The following is an 18,520-nucleotide window of genomic DNA, read 5'->3' as shown; positions in this document are numbered from 1 at the left end:
TGTTTAGAAAATACCTTAAAATTAAAAGTTTTGGTGTTCGGTCCGTTCAATAATTTCATTTTGTAAATCTTCGCCCAGGTCGTTGAAGTAATCGCTGTAGCCGGCTACCCGTACAATCAGATCTTGATGATGCTCCGGATGCTTTTGGGCGTCACGCAGCGTGGCGGCATCCACAACATTGAACTGAATGTGGTGTCCGTCCATGCGGAAGTAACTTCGCACCAAGCTGGAAACCTGAGCAACGGCCGATTCTCCTTCAAAGAAAGAAGGGGTGAATTTCTGGTTCAGCAAGGTGCCGCCTGTACGTAAATGATCGATCTTGGCAGCTGATTTGATTACCGAAGTGGGACCTTTACGGTCAGCTCCCTGCACGGGTGAAATGCCTTCTGAAACAGGTGTTCCAGCCAGGCGCCCGTCAGCACTGGCTTGCATCACACTTCCAAAGTACACGTGGCAGGTGGTTGGCAGCAGGTTAATCCGGTAATCCGCTCCCCGCGGACTTTTATGACCATGGACAGCCCGGTGATAAATTTCAAAAACACTTCGCAGCTGATCATCAGCCTGATCGTCGTCATTGCCATATTTTGGGATCTTGTAAACCAACTGGTAATGCAGGTTTTCAGCACCTGCAAAATTGTTTTTCAAAGCCTCCAGCAGGTCTGGCATGCTGCATTTTTTTTGGTCAAACACCTGTTGCTTGATGGCGGTGAATGAATCGGTGATGGTGCCCATGCCTACACCTTGAATGTAGTTGGTGTTGTAGCGAGCGCCTCCATTGATGTAGTCAGTGCCGTTCGCAATACAATCATCAATGATTAACGAGAGAAATGGCGTTGGAATATGGTTGATGAAGGTTTTTTCAATGCGGTTGCTGCCTTCAACTTTTATCGAAACAAAATGTTGGACTTGTTTCTCGAAAGCCAGCATTAATTCTTCCATCGACCGAAATGCGGCAGGATCGCCGGTTTGCAGCCCAATCTGCTTCTGGGTGCGTGAGTCAAAACCATTGTGAAGCGTAATTTCCAATATTTTGGGCAGATTGAAGTAACCGGTCAGAATATAACTTTCAGTACCGAAAGCACCGCTTTCCACACAGCCGCTGGCGCCTCCGTTTCGCGCATCTGTCAGGCTTTTGCCTTGGGCAACCAATTCCTGAATAATGGCATCGGTGTTGAAAATGGAAGGTTGGCCAAAGCCGGTTTTTACAATCCGAATGGCGCGTTGAATGAAACGGTCCGGATTTTTTTGACTCAGCTGAACCATGGAGCTGGGTTGCAGCAAACGCATTTCTTCAATAACATCCAGTATCAGGTAGGACAGCTCATTAACTGCATCAGTTCCGTCGGGTTTCACCCCGCCCAGGTTAATCAAGGCAAAGTCCGTATACGTGTTGCTTTCCAAAGCAGTAATGCCCACTTTGGGAGGCGCGGGATGGTTATTAAATTTGATCCAAAAAGCTTGTAGCAGTTCCTGAGCTAGTTCTTTGGTTAGTGTTCCGGCAGCCAGTTCTTTCTGGTAGAAGGGGAACAAATGCTGATCCAGTCGCCCGGGGTTAAACGAATCCCAGGGATTGAGTTCGGTGACAACGCCCAGGTGCACAAACCAATAATATTGCAGGGCCTCATGGAAGGTTTGAGGCGCATTGGCGGGCACCCGGCGACAAATGCCGGCCATGTTTTTAAGTTCCAGTTTCCGGGCCGCTTCTTTTTCTTGCCTGGCAAGTTCTTCCAATTGGTCGGCATGCCGGTTGGCAAATACAATAATGGTTTCGGCGGCCAGCTGCATGGCATTCAGCTCTTCCTGCTTGTCGTAAGCTTGCGGATCCTTTTTGAAATCGAGTTGGCACAGGCTTTCCTTGATATCCAGAATAATATCCAGCATGCCTTTGTGATAGATTTTAGCGCCGGCAACGGTGTGCCCCGGAGCTCGCTGTTCCATAAATTCGGTAAAGATGCCCGCCTCGTAGGCAGCCAGCCAGTCTGGTTGCATTCGGCTCATAATCCGGTCACGATTGGAATGCCCCTGCCAAAATGGAATGATCACTTCTTCATAAGCCCTTCGGGTTTCCGAATCAACCCGAAACCATACCTTTTTTCGGGAATTTAAGATGTCCAGATCCTGCAGCGAGTGTACGGTAATTTCCGGATAGGTGGGCGTGGCTTTGGGGGCCGGTCCCCGTTCACCAACAATCAGCTCATCGTCATTGATACAGATGGTTTTGTTTTCCATGATGTAGCGAAACGCTTTGGCGCGTTGCATCGGAATGGAGTCTCCCAGGGCCTGGTGACTTTTATAAAATTCGGTCAACAATAACGCTCGTTCGGCTGAGATGCGGTTGATGGCGTTTAAACTCTGATTGCGTAGTTTTTCTATGCGTGGTGTCATGTTGTTTGTAATTTTGGGGAATTCAAGGTTAAGCTCGGATGGAGACTGTAAATCCGGCCTTTTCAAACTGGTTTCTGACTTCAAGCAAGGCTTCCTTTTTCAGGGAAGCTTGATCTTTAAACGGGTTTTCCAGCTGAAAACGTATGTATTTAGACCTGGCTGTATTGTGAAATGGCAGCAGGTCAACAGCGCGTGGCGGATGATGTAGTTTCTGCAAAAATGCGATGCTTGCTTCAATATTCTCAGGCGTGTTGCTGACTCCCGGAATGATGGGAATGCGCACGTTGTAGGCCTTTTGGAGCCTTGCCAGTTTTTGCATGTTGGACATTATCAATTGGTTTGAAACCCCGGTGTATGCCCGATGTTTTTGGTCATCCATCAGTTTAAGGTCAAGGAGAAAGAGGTCGGTTGATTGCGCTGTTTGCTGTACTGTTTTCCAACTTGCCAATAAGCTGGTGTCTACTGCAGTGTGCATGCCGTGGTTTTGGCATAGCTTCAGCATTTTTTGTAGAAACGGGCTTTGCAATAAAGGTTCGCCGCCAGAGAACGTTACACCGCCACCCGATTCTTCCATAAAAACTTGTTCTTTCTGAAGTTCTGCCAACAGTTGCCGGGGTGTTATGGTGTAACCTACCTGTTCGTTTTCGGTGAAACGGTGCCCGTTGAACTGAACGGTTTTGGGCACACAAACGGGCTTCGGATCAATGCTCTCGGGGTTGTGGCACCATTGGCATTGCAGGGGGCAACCTTTGAAAAATACGGTGGTGCGTATGCCCGGCCCGTCATGTACAGCAAAGCGCTTAATATCAAATATAATCCCATCCATGAGGAGATCGTTTTAATCCGATTTTAGAAAAGAAAGAAGGGTGGTTGTGAATACGTTAGCCAAGCAGGCATTCAATTGATCCAGCACTCGTAAAGGCCTTTGCCGAAGTGGTGATACAGGTTCGAGAAATGTTTGATTTTGAACTTCATCCGTGTCGAAAATTAAACAACAAACGCAAATTAGCTTTTTTTGCGAATGTAAAGAAACTATTAAGTCTATTCGGCACTATTTAGAATATCTTTAAATAGGAAGAAGAAAAAGATAAATTTGTCCGAAATTAAAAAGTAATTCTAAGAAACTGTAGGTCAGGAAAGGAGTACGATGAAAAATTTATTTTGCCCCATATCAGATGAACGAATCAATGAGCAGGTGCCTCGGGTTACGGCTTTGCTGGTAATTCTGACCGTGATTGCTTCATTTGCGTTTCAGTTGCCTGTGTTGATGGCTCTTGTAGCCGGTGACTTTTTCATTCGGGCATTTACCAAGTTGAAATTCAGTCCGCTGAGTTGTTTGGCTTATTGGATGGTGAAATGGCTTAAAATTCCGGCAAAACCCATTGATAAAGCGCCAAAAGTATTTGCGGCACGAATGGGCTTTGTTATGACTGTGATGATTACAGTTTTACTTGGATTGAACTTTTCGCTGGCAGCAATGGTTGTTGCAGGCATTCTGCTCTTTTTTGCAAGCCTGGAATTTGCCTTTGCCTTTTGTGCGGGGTGTACCATTTACACTTATTTGGTTTTACCGTTGTCTAAAAATTGAATATTCAACACCAACAAACAATAGTTTTTTCTCGAAAAAACCGGCTTCGTGCCGGTTTTTTTGTGCCTAAAATCGTCGCATCAATTCCTGTGTGACTGTTTCTTTTCGTCGTCTGGATATCTGAACGATGTCACCATTCGACATCAATAAACGCCCACCATCGTTTTTGAGGTAGCTCTGCACGTGGTTGAGGTTGACCAAGTGTGTTTTGTGCGCGCGAATGAAATGGTGCTCCTTCAAAAGCTCTTCAAATTCGACGAGTGTTTTTGCCACCAGCAGGGGCTTCCGGTTTTCAAAAAATAAGTGGGTGTAGTTGCTCTCGCCCTGGCAGCGAATAATGGTTTTGACTTCTATAAATTCGATGCGGTCAGCTGTTGGTAAACCAATGCGCGGATTCTGCGGGTGTTGAGAATTGTAGCGAAGTTGGTTGATTTGTTCGGCGGAGCGCTTTTGATGGATGCGTTCGCTCACTTTATGTACGGCTTGCGTTAGCTCGTTGAGGTTAATGGGTTTGAGGATGTAGTCGGCAGCCGAAAAGCGGATGGCTTTGATGGCATAATTGTCGTATGCTGTTACAAAAATAACTTCGAAGGTGAAATCCTGAAAATGCTCCAGCAGTTGGAAGCCATTGGCACCCGGCATCTCAATATCCAGAAAAATGAGCTGTGGGTTTGTACGTTCAATCAGTGGAATAGCTGATGCTACCGAAGCAGCTTCTCCGGCCAGATTAATTTGGGGACAATGTGCGTGAAGCAAGCCGGATAGGTTTTCGCGACCACTTTTTTCATCATCAATCAGTATGGCTGTAATGGGACTCATAGTTCTTCTGGAATGGTAATTTCAACACGCGTTCCTTGCCGGTTTTCCTGACTGAGATCAACAAGCCGGAACGTGTACTGTCCGCCGTATTTCTCCGCCATTAGTTTTAAGCGTTCTTCGTTCAAATTTAGCCCAATTCCATTCGAGTTGGACTTTATTTGGCTCGATTTTTTTAGCCCAATGCCATTGTCCTCCATGTTTATCTGGATCATTGCCCCCAGGTTTTTAACTTCAACTTTCAGTTTGCGAACTCCTTGCAGGTGTTGTAGTCCATGCAGAATGGCATTTTCGGCAAGCGGCTGCAAAATTAGCGAAGGCACCATAAAATGATTTTGATCGATGCTTTCATCAACGATTTGTTCAAATTCAAAGTTGAACCGCAGTTGTTCTAGCTTGATGTATTGGTTGAGAGTTTCTAATTCTTCAGCTAAGCTCAATTCTTCCTGCTGCGAGTTTTTGAGCACTTTGCGTATTAAACCGGCAAAGTCCGACAAATACAAATGGGCCTCGCGCCTCTGGTTTTTCTGAATCAGGTTTTGTACCGAATTCAAACTATTAAAAAGAAAGTGCGGGTTCATCTGTGCCCGGATTGCCGAAAGCTGCAATTCCTGCAACCGCTTTTCCTGGTTTTGTCTTTTCAGTTTGGTTCGCATCCGGGCTTTAAAAATCAGAAAGGCAATCAATGCCAGAAGCATGGCACCGACCATAAACCAGATAATTGCGTAGAGGGAAGATTTGCTGGGTTCGTTTGGTTTCAGAGGCTGATCAAGAGCCTTTTCGATGTAATAGTCGATTTGATATGGGTCGACTGCATATTCAACTAAATCCCCGTTTCGGTCAAAAACCATGAGAAAATAATTGGAGGGATAAGCTCTGAATAATTGACTCAACTTGGTTTTTTGATCAAAATAAAACAAGTGAGTCGCTGTTGAATTTCGGGTTTTTGCCTGTTTTTTCCATACATCCCAGCCGAGTTTGCCATCGTCAATAATAATTGCTTGCAAGTCAGGATACTTGTCGGTAATCTGCTCCAATTTATATTGGGGATAGGAGTAATTCTCACTAGATGTGAAGCAAACAATACAGGCTTTAGTGCCAATAACATTCTGCATCGAAACCGTGTCGCCTGATGCTGTTAAGAATATTTGTTTCTTGAATATTTCACCACTTAGCAATTGTTTGGTGGATTTGAAGTTTTCAGTCGTTTTGCGATTCAATAAGGTATCGTTACTGACGGCGAGAATTTCGTCCAATACCTTTTTATACTTTGAAATTAAATGTGGTGTGTCTTTTTCATTAAAATGGGTGGATGGGTGGATAAGTAAAGCTTTTACCCGGATTAAGGCAGATCCAGCTAAAGGCAGGTTCAAAAATGAATTTTGAGAAAGGATGTCGGCTGAGATGGAAATACCTTTCGGATAGCCCGAGGGAAGATGCTTCTGTTCTGATGTATAGTAAGCGAATCTGGAACTATCGTAGAATTTGTTTCCCGCAAAAGCGGATACTCCATTTCTTGAAAAATAGCCGTACTCTTCATAATGTTCAGAAGGATTGACCTGAGCAATTCGTTCATTTAGTTGTTGAATCAGTTCTTTGTCGTCAGGCGTATGGATGTTTGTATTATTGATATAGCGGTAAAAACTAAGAATACCACAGGCAAGTGAAATCTTTAACATTTCAGTTTCATGCGTGAGGTAGTTTCTGAAATGCGCCGAGACCCCTTCAGGAAAATCGTCATCGACTAATTTTTCCGAAAAAATAAAACGGGTTAGGGCATGTGGGATCGTTGTCTTTTTATTTTGTTGAAATTCCAGGATAAAAGGCGTGATTATTCCTTGGTGGCTTGCATTGACATTGAGAATCGAATCGAAATTCTGGCTTAAAAACGTATTTTCCAATGCCCGGTTGTGGCGAAATTGGTAGCTGGGGTTTTCAGCTTCACCCAATAGATCAAATTTGATCGAATCGCCAGGTTCGGCATAAATCACTTTAAACGTAGTGTTCATGAATCGAGCGGTGTCTTCGATATAGGACAGAAAAATGAAACTATTTCTGGTCAGTGGGATGTCAATTACAAACTGATTGTTTTCGTCTAATGTGGCTTTATGGATATCGTATTTAACTCCGAACGGGGCATTGAGAACTTTAAAAAATAACGCTTTTCGTTGGGGATGCTCAATGAATCCGCTGATGTTTGCCTGGGGGGAATAGGTGCTCGAATTTTTAATCAGGCGAAAAGATTTCTCTTCGATTTTTGTTCCCAGGATATGTTGGAATTTTGGAAACAAGACAGGCACGTACGATCGGAAAACCGCTTCAGTAATCAGCCCGTCTGTCGTATTGATTGTAGCATTTACATCGTATTCGTGAACCTGATGATCTTTTTTGTACGAGCGATGTTTTGAAATTTTGATATAACCGTCGGTTGAATGAACAAGGTAGTCTTTTTGATTGATCAAAGCTGAGTCTTTCGATGAAATGGTGGCGTTGTTAAAACGGACCAGATATTCTTCAACAATGCTTTTTAGTGGATTGATCCATAAGGAATCGATCGATTCTTTTTGAGTCGCTATTTCTTCATCATGAAATGATTTTTGTTTGAGTAGTTCAAGAATTGTTTTATCCCTGTAGTCATTATCGGTGAGCTCCAATGTGTTGTTGGTTAAGTCGAGCTCCATTTTTATTATTAAGTTTTGCAAAACGTCACAGATAACTTGAGGAAAATATGTTTGATCCAACTCCTCCGATGGCGGAAACATGGAGTCAAAATGCATTGCTCGGTTTTTATTTGTGTAGTAATTGGCAATAAATCGCTTGAGTTGCATGTTGATAACAAGTTGGTTATCATTGATTAGTTCGCTCACGCCAAGTTCAATTTCATATTGTTTCTCTGCTTCGACCAGAAGTAGATTTTGTTTTATGGCAGAATTTTTTGTTTCATCCTCGAATTCACGAATGGTGCAATTAAAGAGGATGGTTTGACCTTCCTTTAATTTTAATTGGAGTTTTTCTTGGGCTTGGCCTGCGATGAAAAGCAGAAAAAAGAAAAGGCTTAGGGAGATTTTACAAGCTGTATTCATGGTCATAATTTATTGTTTTCATCAAATGTTGAGAAAACAATGAAAGATACAAATACCATTTTAGTTAACGGTATGTATGATTGATTAACCGGTCTGATTGCTGAGCGAGATGGCTGAAAAAATAAAAGCGCCTCCGTGTTTTAATCCGGAGACGCTTGATTTATTAGTTGTTTACTCGGTTCGCTACTGATTACAACTCTTTGATGCGAATATTTCTGAATTTCAGGTCTGAACCATGACCCAGGAAGCAGATACGGCCGGTATGGCGTTTCAGTCCGGGGTGGTTTTTCTTGTCGGCAGTTCCGTTTTTAGAGGCTTCTTTCATGTTTCCTTCCAGAATAACTTCACCATTCAAGGTGATTTTAATGTCATCTCCATTAACAATCACTTCCTGGTAGTTCCATTCTCCAACAGGGTTTAGAAATCCACGTTTAGCCGTGATGATTCCGTAAACTGAACCGTGGTATTGGTAAGGTTTCAGGTTGGCATAAATCGGAGCAGTATTGTCCAGAATTTGCAATTCTTTACCTACATATGCAACATCGCCTTCCAGCGGAGCATGAATTCCAAGTCCGTTGTTTGCACCCGGTGTCAATTGAAATTCAAAGCGGAAGATGAAGTTTGAATAGTCTTTTTCAGTGTACAGGTTGCCATGGCCACCCTCTGCCGGACGAACAACCAATACGCCATCTTCAGCCAGGTAGTCTGTTTTATTGCCAACCCAGTTGTTCAGGTCTTTGCCGTTGAACAGCGATACAAAACCTTCGGCTTTTTCAGCTTCTGTTATACCCGGAGTTTCTGCATTCAACTCACGAACATAAACGTTGCGGAAAGTCAGGTCATTACCGTGGGCCTGCAGTTCAATCGGACCTTCGCTGAAAATAGGTAAGCTGCGATCCCAGTAGTTCTCCATGGTTACATTGTCTACAACCAGAACACCATTCAGGTAAACAGTTACTTTATCACCTACCATTTTAATGCGGAAAGTATTCCAGTCACCAACCGGGTTGTCGGCTACGACCAATGGGGTGCTGCGGTGCTTGGTGTTGTTGTAAAGTCCGCCTGAGCCTACCTGAGCGCCAACTTTTACCAAGGAAGTATCCCAGATTTGAACTTGTGGGGTGCCACGCAGGTAAATACCGGAGTCGCCCTCTTTGGTAATTCTCCAGTCAACGATCATTTCGAAATCGCCGTAGTTTTTAACCGTACACAGGTTGTCGCCTTTACCGTCAAAAACAATCATGTTGTCTTTTACCGACCAGTTTTCGTGCATGCGGGTGTTGGCTTTAACTTGTGCAGCAGCCAGCTCTTTCTCCGACATTTTGGCTCTTGCAATTGGGTTTTTTACCAATCCTTGCCAGCCACTCAAATCTTTGCCGTTGAACAAAGAAACATAGCCGGTTTCTTGTGGCATCTTGTCCAAATACTCCTGAATGTCAATTTTGAAGTACTGGCTGTCGGCCCCTGAAATTTTAGCTTTAACCTTGGTCAGTGTTTCACGGACAAACGTTCCGGTTAATCCGTTTTGTTCGCCAGGTGTTGGAAGGGCAATTTTCATGGCAGCGCTTGCAGCAGCTCCACTCAGAGCTTCGTTGTCCAGGTAGTTGGCTACGAATACCAGTGACAAGAATGTTTTCACATTTCCGGCTGCGCGGATAACTTGTTGTTTTTCGGCGTCAGTGGTACACTTGGGCATCACTTTATCCAACCACAACAATTTTTGATCGGCTGGAATGTTGGCTTGGCTGGTTAATTTCAAAAAGGCAGCAAGTGCTTCTTGTTTGAAGGCCGCTTTTGAATTGTCGCTGAATACATTGAAAAGCGCTGGCAGGGCTGAAGCGTCAGACCAGTTGGTCAGTGCTTTGAAAGCTGCTTTCTGCTCGCTGCTATTGCCGTCTTTCAGCAAAGAAACCACACTGTTCAGCGCGTTTTGGTCATTCAGGAAAGGCAGAACAGGAACCAGTTTTTCGGTCTGTTTTCCGGCTTTCATTTCATTCAAAACAAGCGAAACAGCAGGAGCATCTGTCGAGTTGTACAGGGCAATCAATGCTTGTTGTACCGCGTTGATACCGTCGGCCGAAGAAGTTTGTTGCAACAGGCTGAGCAGGCTGTTTGTATTTTCAGCTTGAGCTACCCGAGCCAAGGCTTGGTAAGCGGCTTGGCTAACCTGGTTGTCAGAACTTTTGCAAAGCGCTTCAACCTGGTTGAAATAATTATGGGCACGACGAGCTGCCAGCACTTCGATCAGGACAACCTGCGCATCGGCACTTTGCTCATTCAGTTGAGCAGCCAATTGGTTGCAGTCGTCTACAGAAGTAGCTGAAAGCAAGGCTTTCTTAATCGCTGCCAATTCTGCTTTGTCAGTGGCTTTTTTCAGCTGCCCCAAAAGCGTAGGGATGGACTCGGCTTGTTGGTTGATAGCTAATGCCAAAGCTGCTTCCTGGCGAACCGCTTGGTTGTCTGAAGCCAATGATGGCAAAATAACCTGGTTCAGGACGCTGGCTTCCGGACGATGTGCCAAAACGTAAAGCAGTTCCGTTTGTTGCTCAGCTGATTGTTTTGGGAATAAGGCTACCCATTGGTTCACCTCAGCTTCGGTGATTCCTTGCTGGGCAAAAGTCAATACCGCCATGCGGTAGGCTTTGTCCTCATTTTTGAATTCTTTAGCCAACAGTTTTAAGGCAGCTTCCCCTTGATTGGCGCGCAATGTTTTTAAGGCAGCCGAACGGTAATGCAATTGATCCTGCTCTTTGAATTTTTTGAGCGCAGTTGCAGCCAGCTTGTTGCTTAATTTAGTATGGCCATTCAATCTTAGGTTGCAGGTATATTCCAGGTACGAAAGCATGGTTTCAGTTTCATCCGGGGCAAACGATACTTTTTTGGCTGCTGCGCTGAAGGTTTTGGCTGAAGCTTCTCCTCCAATGCGTGCCAAGGCAGCATAGGTTTGTTTAAGCGGTTCGCCGCTGGCTGATTCGGCCAGGCCAATCAAAAACGCTTCGGCGGGTTGGTAGTTTAATACTCCCAGTGCTTTGATGAATTCAACTTGCTGCTCGCCACTTTGGTTTGGAGCTGCTTGAAGAATCAGGGCAGCCGCTTCGTCTGTTCCAATGCTGGTAAGCGTTGAAATAGCTGGTGAAGCCAGTGTTTTATGATTCAGGTATTGGCTCACGGCATCAACCGTTGCTTCTTGTCCGCAATAAGCCAGCTGGCGCATGAAGAAAGCTTTTACTTCGTTGTCGTTGGCTTTTTCCAAGGCTTTGATCAGGTTTTCCTCAATTAGTTTGCTCTCGGCCGAACCTGCTTTTACCGGCAATTTGGCCAGGCTGGTAATGGCGTAGCGAGCCTGGGTGTCATTTCCGGTTCCGGGAGGAATAATCATGTCGCAAAAGCTGGCAATCCCTTCCGAATTCAAAGCAATGATTTGTTGAGTTAACGTTGATGTTTCCTGGCTGTTTTCGGCGGGAAAGCGCGCTAGAATATCAGCGACCTTGGTTTCCAGCGTCCGCCTGTCCTGCGCAAAAGCCGGGATAAGCATCAAGCTTATCAATAAGGTTGTAAGTATATTTTTTAAGTGGTTCATTCCGTTTTAAATTTTCGTTTTAAATCCAAGTAATTTTGTGTTTCTGTTGATTTTGTTCGTTTACCGATTTCAAATCTGCCATTCACCACGCATGGGTTGGTTGATCAGTCGGTTGGCTTCATCATCGTTGATGAATACCTGATTTACCGGATCGAACTCCAGGGTTCTTCCCAGGCGAAGGGCAATCAGTCCCATATTAACAATGGTTGCTGAACGGTGTCCGTTTTCTTCGTTTAGTGCAAATTTCTGACGGGTGCGTACCGATTCGCTGAACGTGGTAATTTGAGGTTCTGGATCTGGCATGCTGTCGATCAGCGCTTTCAAATTTGGAATGTCGGATTTAAATCCATTGAAGATTTTTCCGTTGGGACCTTCAATGTAAGCGGCATTTTTATCTTTGTTTTCGCCGTCCAGGATAATCTGGCAGCCATCTTCGTAGGTGTAGGTAATTTTCCGCCAGGTACCAATGGCATCGTCGTGTTGTTGTGGGGCATCCACTTCAACTTTTACCGGGCTGGTGTTGTCTTTACCCAGGAAGTATTGAACCGGGTCGATGTAGTGTTGTCCCATGTCGCCCAGACCACCACCATCGTAATCCCAGTATCCACGGAATGTTTGATGTACGCGGTGTGCGTTGTAGGGTTTTTCCGGAGCAGGTCCTAACCACATGTCGTAATCCAACTCCTGAGGTACCGGTTGTGGTGCCAGGTTGGTTTTTCCTACCCAGTAGAATTTCCAGTTGAAACCGGTTACTCCGCTGATGGTTACTTTCAACGGCCAGCCTAATACACCGCTTTCCACCGCTTTCTTGATTGGTTTTACCGGTGTGCCCAATCCGTAGAAGTTGTCTTTGAAACGGAACCAGGTATTTAAGCGGAACATTTTTCCAGTAGCGTTGATGGCTTCCACCACGCGCTTTCCTTCTCCAATGGTACGGGTCATGGGCTTTTCGCACCAAACATCCTTACCGGCCTGAGCAGCCATCACCGACATGATACCGTGCCAGTGTGGAGGTGTGGCAATGTGCACAATGTCAATGTCAGGGCGTTGTAACACTTCCCGGAAGTCGTGGTAACCCTGTACTTCAGGTTTTACCATGTCGAGGGTTTGCTTGAGGTGATTTTTGTCCACATCGCAAACGGCCAGAAGGCGTGTGCCTTCGTAGGGGATGTGTCCTCTTCCCATTCCACCCACACCAATAATGGCTTTGGTCAATTGATCACTGGGAGCCAGGAAGCCTGGTCCACCCATAACGTGTCTTGGGATAATTGTTACGCCCGCGGCTGCGATCAACGATTTTTTCAGGAAATCGCGGCGGTTGTTCATTTTCTTGTTCATTGTATTAATGGATTTAGTAGTGATTCGATATTATATGAATTGGAACCACACAAAGAAAGACACCGGGGTATAATGCCAGGGGTAACAAATGGGGTAATGCCCGATAAAAAAAGGGAAGCAGGCGTTTTTTTATTTTTTAGCCGGAGCTTCTTGAAAGGACACGACAGGTCTTGGCGCTCCTGTTTTTTGAGGCGGACAAGTCGGTTTTTGCTGAAAAATTGGCCAATATGCCTGGCCGTTTGCTTTGCTCCGGAAGACCGGAAAGCGACTTATTCGGTGTTGCTATTTTCAACAGTGAGGCTTTTGAAGTTGACCGGATAGTTCTCCTGGTACATTTCCTGGTACACTTTGATGAAGTGGTCGTAGACCGAATGCGCCAGGCTGAGTTTCCCCTGGTTGGTTAAAAGTTGCAATTTTTTGCGAAGGGCCGGTTCGTTCAGCGGGTCATTCAGGCTGACAACTTCTGCCAAGGCGTAGAGGGACGACGAATCTTGCTTTTCATCAAGCGATTCGAACAGGCTAAGCCCCATTTCAATGATCCGGTCACTCATTTTGCTGATGTACGGATCGAGCCAGGATTCTGACATGTCGGGTAAAAGTGTTCCGCGGCTCAGGATGTCCAGCAGTTCGGGGAGCGCTTTCTTGGCATTCGGACCATCTGGCTGGCTCTCCACCAAGCTAAGCTTGCTAAGAATATCGCAGTATTCGGAGTAGCAGGAGTCGCTGAGTTCAATTTGCCAAAGCCGGTCTTTAAATACCAGGTTGATACCCGGACAGGAGGCCAAGGCCGCTTTCAGGTTTTGAATGTTTGTGCCCCGTGTGTTTTTGGCTTTTTGTGTGCTCATGCCGGGCCACAAAATTCCGGACAGTTCGCTGGTTGAGATTCCACGGTGCCCGTTTACACTATTCAGAAGCACCAGCACAAACAACTGTTTGATTTTAGGTGAAAACTTTTGGCTGACATCCACCCCTTCGGGATTGATGACTTTAAGCCCGCCTAAACAGTAGATTTGTTCGTGGTTAAGCACTGGCTTGTTGTTCTTTTCTTCTTTTTTCGTCACTGCCGGTGCTGGCTTCGGTTTTCTTTTTCGGAATGCCAGGAGGCCAGGAATCAGCACCAAAAGTGGAATGACCAGCCAGGCCCAGAATCCGGCTCGTTGTTCATCCAGGTTGACGGACTGTTGGTACTGCAGGCGAATTTCATCTTCATTCAGTTCACGGCTCCAGATTTTGATCTCGTCCATATAACCGACAAAAAACTCTTCCCACAAATTACTCCCAATCAGCAAGGTATAGTCCGATTCGGTATAGGGGGTGATCAAGCCGACCTGGTCGGTGAGTTCGCCATTGAGGTAAAAACGAATCTGGTTTTCATAGGCCGAGTGGACCACTGAGATAAAGGTCCATTCGTTGGTAGGCACCTCCGATGAAGTGGAAATATAATCCTTAATTCCTTGCATGGTGTAGGTGAGCTTCCCGTTGTGAAGCTTCAGCACAAAATCACGCCCTTTACCCAGAATGCTGTTGTTGGCATTTAGCTGGGTGGGTTTAATCCAGGCCGTTATGCTGAAATTGGGGTGGAGGCTTTCTTTGCTCTGGATGCCACCATCCAGGTAAGCCCTGCCCGGAAACCAGGCACAGTTTCCTCTTTTGCTGTCGGTGATGAATTCAACTTCGTTGTTGATGATTTCCTGCTCATTGTTACGTAGTAAGTTGAGCGGTTTCTTATCGAACACAAAATGGTCAGTCAACTCAAAGTCGGGGCTCAGGTTAACAGCTTTAAATTCTTTCAGGTAGCCTCTGTTGGCAGGCGAATCGTACATGATGTCGGGGGAAAAGCGGTAGCCAGCCTTGTGTGGAATAAATGGTTCCAGGCTGCCCGGCATCAGCGGGAAACAGAAATAGCCATTGCTTTGACGGTTGGGATAGGCTTTCCAGGAAACTTTTTCAAGTAGTTTGCCATTGGAGGAAACCATGCCCACAAATTGCCCGGTGGCATTGAGCGACTGCACCCATTGGGCAGAGGCTGTAAGGTTGTTGTAGTCGGGGAGGATGAAATTGGGGAGCTTTCCGGATTGGCTCCAAAGCGCCATCAGCCGCTCGGCCTTGTTTGCGGTGTTGCCCGGTTCTACGAAAAGCAGCTCGTTGAGGCTGAACAAGGAATGGCTGAATAAGCTGTCGTTCACCTGCTGGTCGAGCCTGACCCGGTCAAATTCCTGCGGTTTTATCAGCACCAAGGGTTTGCTGGCTTGGAAAATTGGTTCTTTTTCAGTGTTGGTGATCACCGGAATATGGGTTTGTTGACCCGTCAACCTGTTTAGTTTGCGTTGACGTTCCGGGCTTTCTAAATCTTCGGCGAAAAAAGCCAGAGGAAGCGCCATTTGCTTCAGCGCGTTAAGCTCCGAATCGCTCAATTCATTGAACTGAATCAGCAGGTGTGCTTGCAGTCGAATGGCTGTGCGTGTACTGTCCGGCATTTCGTGGTACCACACGGTTTGGGTTTGTGCAGAGCCACTTAGCAGGCATAGCAGTAAAGCAAAGATTAGATCGTATTTATAATATTTAGGTGTCAAGAAAATATTCAATTGGTCATTCCTACAAATCTATAAAAAGCTGCTTGATCTTTGCCGAATGTGTCCAATTTAATTGTTCAAAAATGGGCAAAACCGTTTTGGAAAGCAAAAAAGGAGGAAAAGCCTGAATACAACCAAGGCGAAACGCGAAAAACCAGCGCGGAATGCGAAAAACCAAGGCGAAACGCGAAAAACCAGCGCGGAATGCGAAAAACCAAGGCGGAATGCAAAATACGAGGGCGGAACAGGAAAAACCGGAGCGGAATGCGAAAAACGAGGGCGGGACAGGAAAAAACCAGCGCGGAATGCCAAAAACCAGCGCGGAATGCGATTCAACCTGGTCGAATGCCATTTCGCCGCGGATTTTAACGCTCCGCTCAGGTAGGATGCTGTTCGCTGCGGTTAAAGCTTGTTTGGCTGCGGTTTAGTGTATTTCGCGCCAGTTTTATCAGGAGTCAATCCAGTGCGTGCCTGTTTTTTTAGTTCTTCGACAGTTTTGCCGCGGTTCTTTCCACTTCCCTGAAAACACGGATCAGGTTTCCTCCCCAAATCTTTTGAATGTCCCGTTTGGAGTAGCCGCGTTTCAACAATTCATAGGTAATGTTTGGAAACTCACTGACATCGGCACAGTCGGCCAGGCCACCTCCTCCGTCAAAATCACTGCCTATTCCCACGTAGTCTGCACCCACTAGGTTCACCACATGGTCAATGTGGTCAACCAAATCGCTAACGGTCGGTAGCTGTTTGGGATAGTTTTTCTGCATGTCAACCCATTCCTGGTTTAAAGCTGCCCTCTCCGCTTTGTTCATGGCATGATACTCGGTGCGGTAAGTGTGCATGAGCTGGCTTTGGATGGCGTAGCGTTGGGTGGTGGTATCCGGCTCTTTCACGTAGTCGTCGAGCAGGCAGATTTGAATGACGCCACCTTCCTCCGCTAACTTTTTGATCATCTCATCGCTCATGTTTCGGTCGTGTTTGCAAATAGCCCGAACACTGCTGTGTGAGGCGATTACCGGTGCCTGGCTCATGTTCATCACATCAAAAAAAGAGGCATCCGACAGGTGAGAAACATCGACCATCATGCCCAGCCGGTTCATTTCATGAATGACCATGCGCCCGAAGTCGCTAACGCCGTTGTGCTCCGGCTCAGCAGCATCGCTGGACGAGTCGCAGATGTCGTTGTGAAACGAGTGGCACAGGGTGATGTAGCGAACTCCACGACTGTAAAATTCCTGTACCCGGTCGAGCTTTTGGGCCAAGGGAAAGCCATTCTCCAGACCAATGAAGATGGCACGTTTGCCGGTTTGGGCTATTTGTCCCGCGTGACTGGCTGTGGAGGCCAGCATGGCCTGGTCGGCATGCCGGATGACAGCAGCATGGATCGAATCCAGCATTTGGTGAGCCAGCTGGTAGCTTTGCCTGTAATTGTCAGCCGTCCGAGGTCTTTGGTCGGTATACACGGCAAAAAACAGAACATCCAGTCCGCCTGCTTTCATGCGGGGCAAATCGACCCGGCTTTCCGGACTTTCATGTTGTTCTCCCAGGTTGAAGCCCGGCTTGAGCATTTCCATGGGCGTGTCGCAATGGGTGTCGATGGTTAACACACGTTCGTGAATGCGCAGGGCTTTTTTCCACAGGCGTTGGTCTTTTTCTGTTGCTTTTCCTGGCAACCAAAGAAGGATGCAGAGTGCGGCTAGTAGAAGGTGCTTCATGGGATTCCTGTTTTTTAGCTTATCATGCCATCCGGATGTTTCAGCCAGTTATTCTGTTGTTGAAACCGAACCGGGTTACCCGTCACTTCAATGGCCAATGCTTTCAGGTCTTGTCCGGAGAAATTGCCGGAGGTCATGATCAGCAGATTTTGATGCTCCCAGTCTTTTTCGCGTAGTTGCTGTAACAAGGCTTCCGGATCGGTAAATACCTGCAAGCCTTCGGAAGCAAAAGCACCGGCCACCTCTTCTTCCGAAATAGGAGCTAGCCGCTTGTGCGCAATGGTTTTGGGATTGAAGAAAACATAGGCTTCATCGGCTTCGTCCATGCAGCCCTGGTATTGGGGCAGAAATTCTTTTTTGAGCGAGCTGTAAGTATGTAATTCCATGACGGCAACCAGTTTTCGGTTGCTGAACTGTTTTTTTACCGCTGCCGTGGTGGCTTTCAACTTCGAGGGCGAATGGGCAAAGTCGTAAAATACCGTGCAGTTGTTGGTTTCGGCAAGCGTTTCAAGCCGGCGGGCTGCTCCTTTAAACGAGGTCATCGCCCGGTAAAATTGCTCATCAGTCAGCCCCAGTTGATCGCAAATGTGTTTAGCGCCGGCAATGTTTTGCAGGTTATGGTCGCCAAACACCTGCAAGCGGATGCGTCGGTCGCCATAATTCAGGTAGGTCACGCCATCTTCAACAGTCGATTCATGCTCGCGGTAGCCAATGGCAGTTACATCCTGCCGCACTTGCCGGGCAATTTGTTGCAGGTTTTCGTCGCCTTCAAAATAAATGAGCGAACCATTTTCTTCGACCTGGCTGGCGAAAATGCGAAACTGCTCCACGTAATTGTCAAAGGTTGGAAACACGTTGATGTGATCCCAGGCAATGCCACTGAGCAAAGCAATGTGGGGATGGTACAAATGAAACTTGGGGCGCCGGTCGATGGGGGACGACAAGTATTCATCGCCTTCAAACACGGCAATCCGGGTTTCTTTTTTCAGCGAAACCATGGTTTCAAAACCATCCAGTTTGGCACCAACCATATAGTCGAAATCAATCTGGTTGCTTTTCAGCACATGCATAACCATGGAGGTGATGCTTGTTTTTCCATGCGAGCCGCCAATCACTACGCGGGTTTTATCTTTGGTTTGTTCGTACAGGTATTCGGGGTACGAATAGATTTTTAGTCCGAGTTCCTGCGCTCTTTTCAGCTCCGGATTATCGGGATGAGCGTGCATGCCCAGAATAATGGCATCAATTTGATCGGTGATCAGCTCCGGTTGCCAGCCTTGTTGCTGAGGAAGCAAGCCGTAGCTGTCGAGCCGGCTGCGCGATGGTTCAAAAATTTCATCATCGCTTCCGGTAATTTGGTATCCTTTTTTGTGAAGGGCAATGGCCAGGTTGTGCATGGCGCTTCCGCCAATGGCTATAAAATGGATGTGCATGAAGTCTGTGTT

11 protein-coding genes are annotated in these 18,520 nt (G+C 46.3%); 1 reads left to right on the top strand and 10 read right to left on the bottom strand.

Annotation, left to right across the window (positions count from 1 at the left end; genetic code table 11):
* Positions 1-21 precede the first annotated feature (21 nt).
* Positions 22-2,385 (bottom strand): trans-4-hydroxy-L-proline dehydratase, encoded by a 2,364-nt coding sequence (hypD, locus tag ACRD6K_RS06010; protein ID WP_430972498.1) that lies wholly within the window; start codon positions 2,383-2,385, stop codon positions 22-24.
* Between the two features lie 28 nt (positions 2,386-2,413).
* Positions 2,414-3,211, bottom strand: coding sequence for a glycyl-radical enzyme activating protein (locus ACRD6K_RS06005; RefSeq protein ID WP_430972497.1), 798 nt, complete (start codon positions 3,209-3,211; stop codon positions 2,414-2,416).
* Positions 3,212-3,532: 321 nt separating this feature from the next.
* Here ACRD6K_RS06005 and ACRD6K_RS06000 point away from each other — a divergent pair, with 321 nt between their 5' ends.
* Entirely contained in the window at positions 3,533-3,973 is a 441-nt protein-coding gene (locus tag ACRD6K_RS06000) for a DUF4395 domain-containing protein (protein WP_430972496.1), read from the top strand.
* A gap of 66 nt (positions 3,974-4,039) precedes the next feature.
* On the opposite strand, the gene ACRD6K_RS05995 is transcribed toward ACRD6K_RS06000, so the two are convergent.
* The 8 genes from ACRD6K_RS05995 to ACRD6K_RS05960 all read right to left on the bottom strand — a co-directional run bounded on the left by ACRD6K_RS05995 (position 4,040) and on the right by ACRD6K_RS05960 (position 18,508).
* Positions 4,040-4,792 (bottom strand): LytR/AlgR family response regulator transcription factor, encoded by a 753-nt coding sequence (locus ACRD6K_RS05995; protein ID WP_430972495.1) that lies wholly within the window; start codon positions 4,790-4,792, stop codon positions 4,040-4,042.
* A complete protein-coding gene (locus tag ACRD6K_RS05990; RefSeq protein ID WP_430972493.1) occupies positions 4,789-7,878 on the bottom strand; it encodes a sensor histidine kinase in 3,090 nt (1,029 codons plus the stop codon). The genes ACRD6K_RS05995 and ACRD6K_RS05990 overlap by 4 nt, the downstream gene beginning before the upstream one ends.
* 184 nt (positions 7,879-8,062) lie before the next feature.
* The gene (locus ACRD6K_RS05985; protein ID WP_430972492.1) at positions 8,063-11,452 is read right to left on the bottom strand and encodes a 3-keto-alpha-glucoside-1,2-lyase-like domain-containing protein; all 3,390 of its coding nucleotides are present in this window, start codon (positions 11,450-11,452) and stop codon (positions 8,063-8,065) included.
* A gap of 69 nt (positions 11,453-11,521) precedes the next feature.
* Positions 11,522-12,790: a Gfo/Idh/MocA family oxidoreductase gene (locus tag ACRD6K_RS05980; protein WP_299578875.1), complete on the bottom strand. Its 1,269-nt coding sequence runs from the start codon at positions 12,788-12,790 to the stop codon at positions 11,522-11,524.
* Between the two features lie 269 nt (positions 12,791-13,059).
* On the bottom strand, positions 13,060-15,363 hold the full coding sequence (locus ACRD6K_RS05975) for a LamG-like jellyroll fold domain-containing protein (RefSeq protein ID WP_430972491.1): 2,304 nt from the start codon (positions 15,361-15,363) through the stop codon (positions 13,060-13,062).
* 22 nt (positions 15,364-15,385) lie between these two features.
* Positions 15,386-15,715, bottom strand: coding sequence for a hypothetical protein (locus tag ACRD6K_RS05970; RefSeq protein WP_430972490.1), 330 nt, complete (start codon positions 15,713-15,715; stop codon positions 15,386-15,388).
* Between the two features lie 127 nt (positions 15,716-15,842).
* Entirely contained in the window at positions 15,843-17,075 is a 1,233-nt protein-coding gene (locus tag ACRD6K_RS05965; RefSeq protein WP_430972489.1) for a dipeptidase, read from the bottom strand.
* 14 nt (positions 17,076-17,089) lie between these two features.
* The gene (locus ACRD6K_RS05960) at positions 17,090-18,508 is read right to left on the bottom strand and encodes a UDP-N-acetylmuramate--L-alanine ligase (RefSeq protein ID WP_430972488.1); all 1,419 of its coding nucleotides are present in this window, start codon (positions 18,506-18,508) and stop codon (positions 17,090-17,092) included.
* Positions 18,509-18,520: the final 12 nt, after the last annotated feature.

Source organism: Sunxiuqinia rutila (assembly GCF_050589705.1).
In the GTDB taxonomy this organism is placed as follows: Bacteria; Bacteroidota; Bacteroidia; order Bacteroidales; family Prolixibacteraceae; genus Sunxiuqinia; species Sunxiuqinia rutila.
This window is presented reverse-complemented; position numbering and strand designations above follow the sequence as displayed.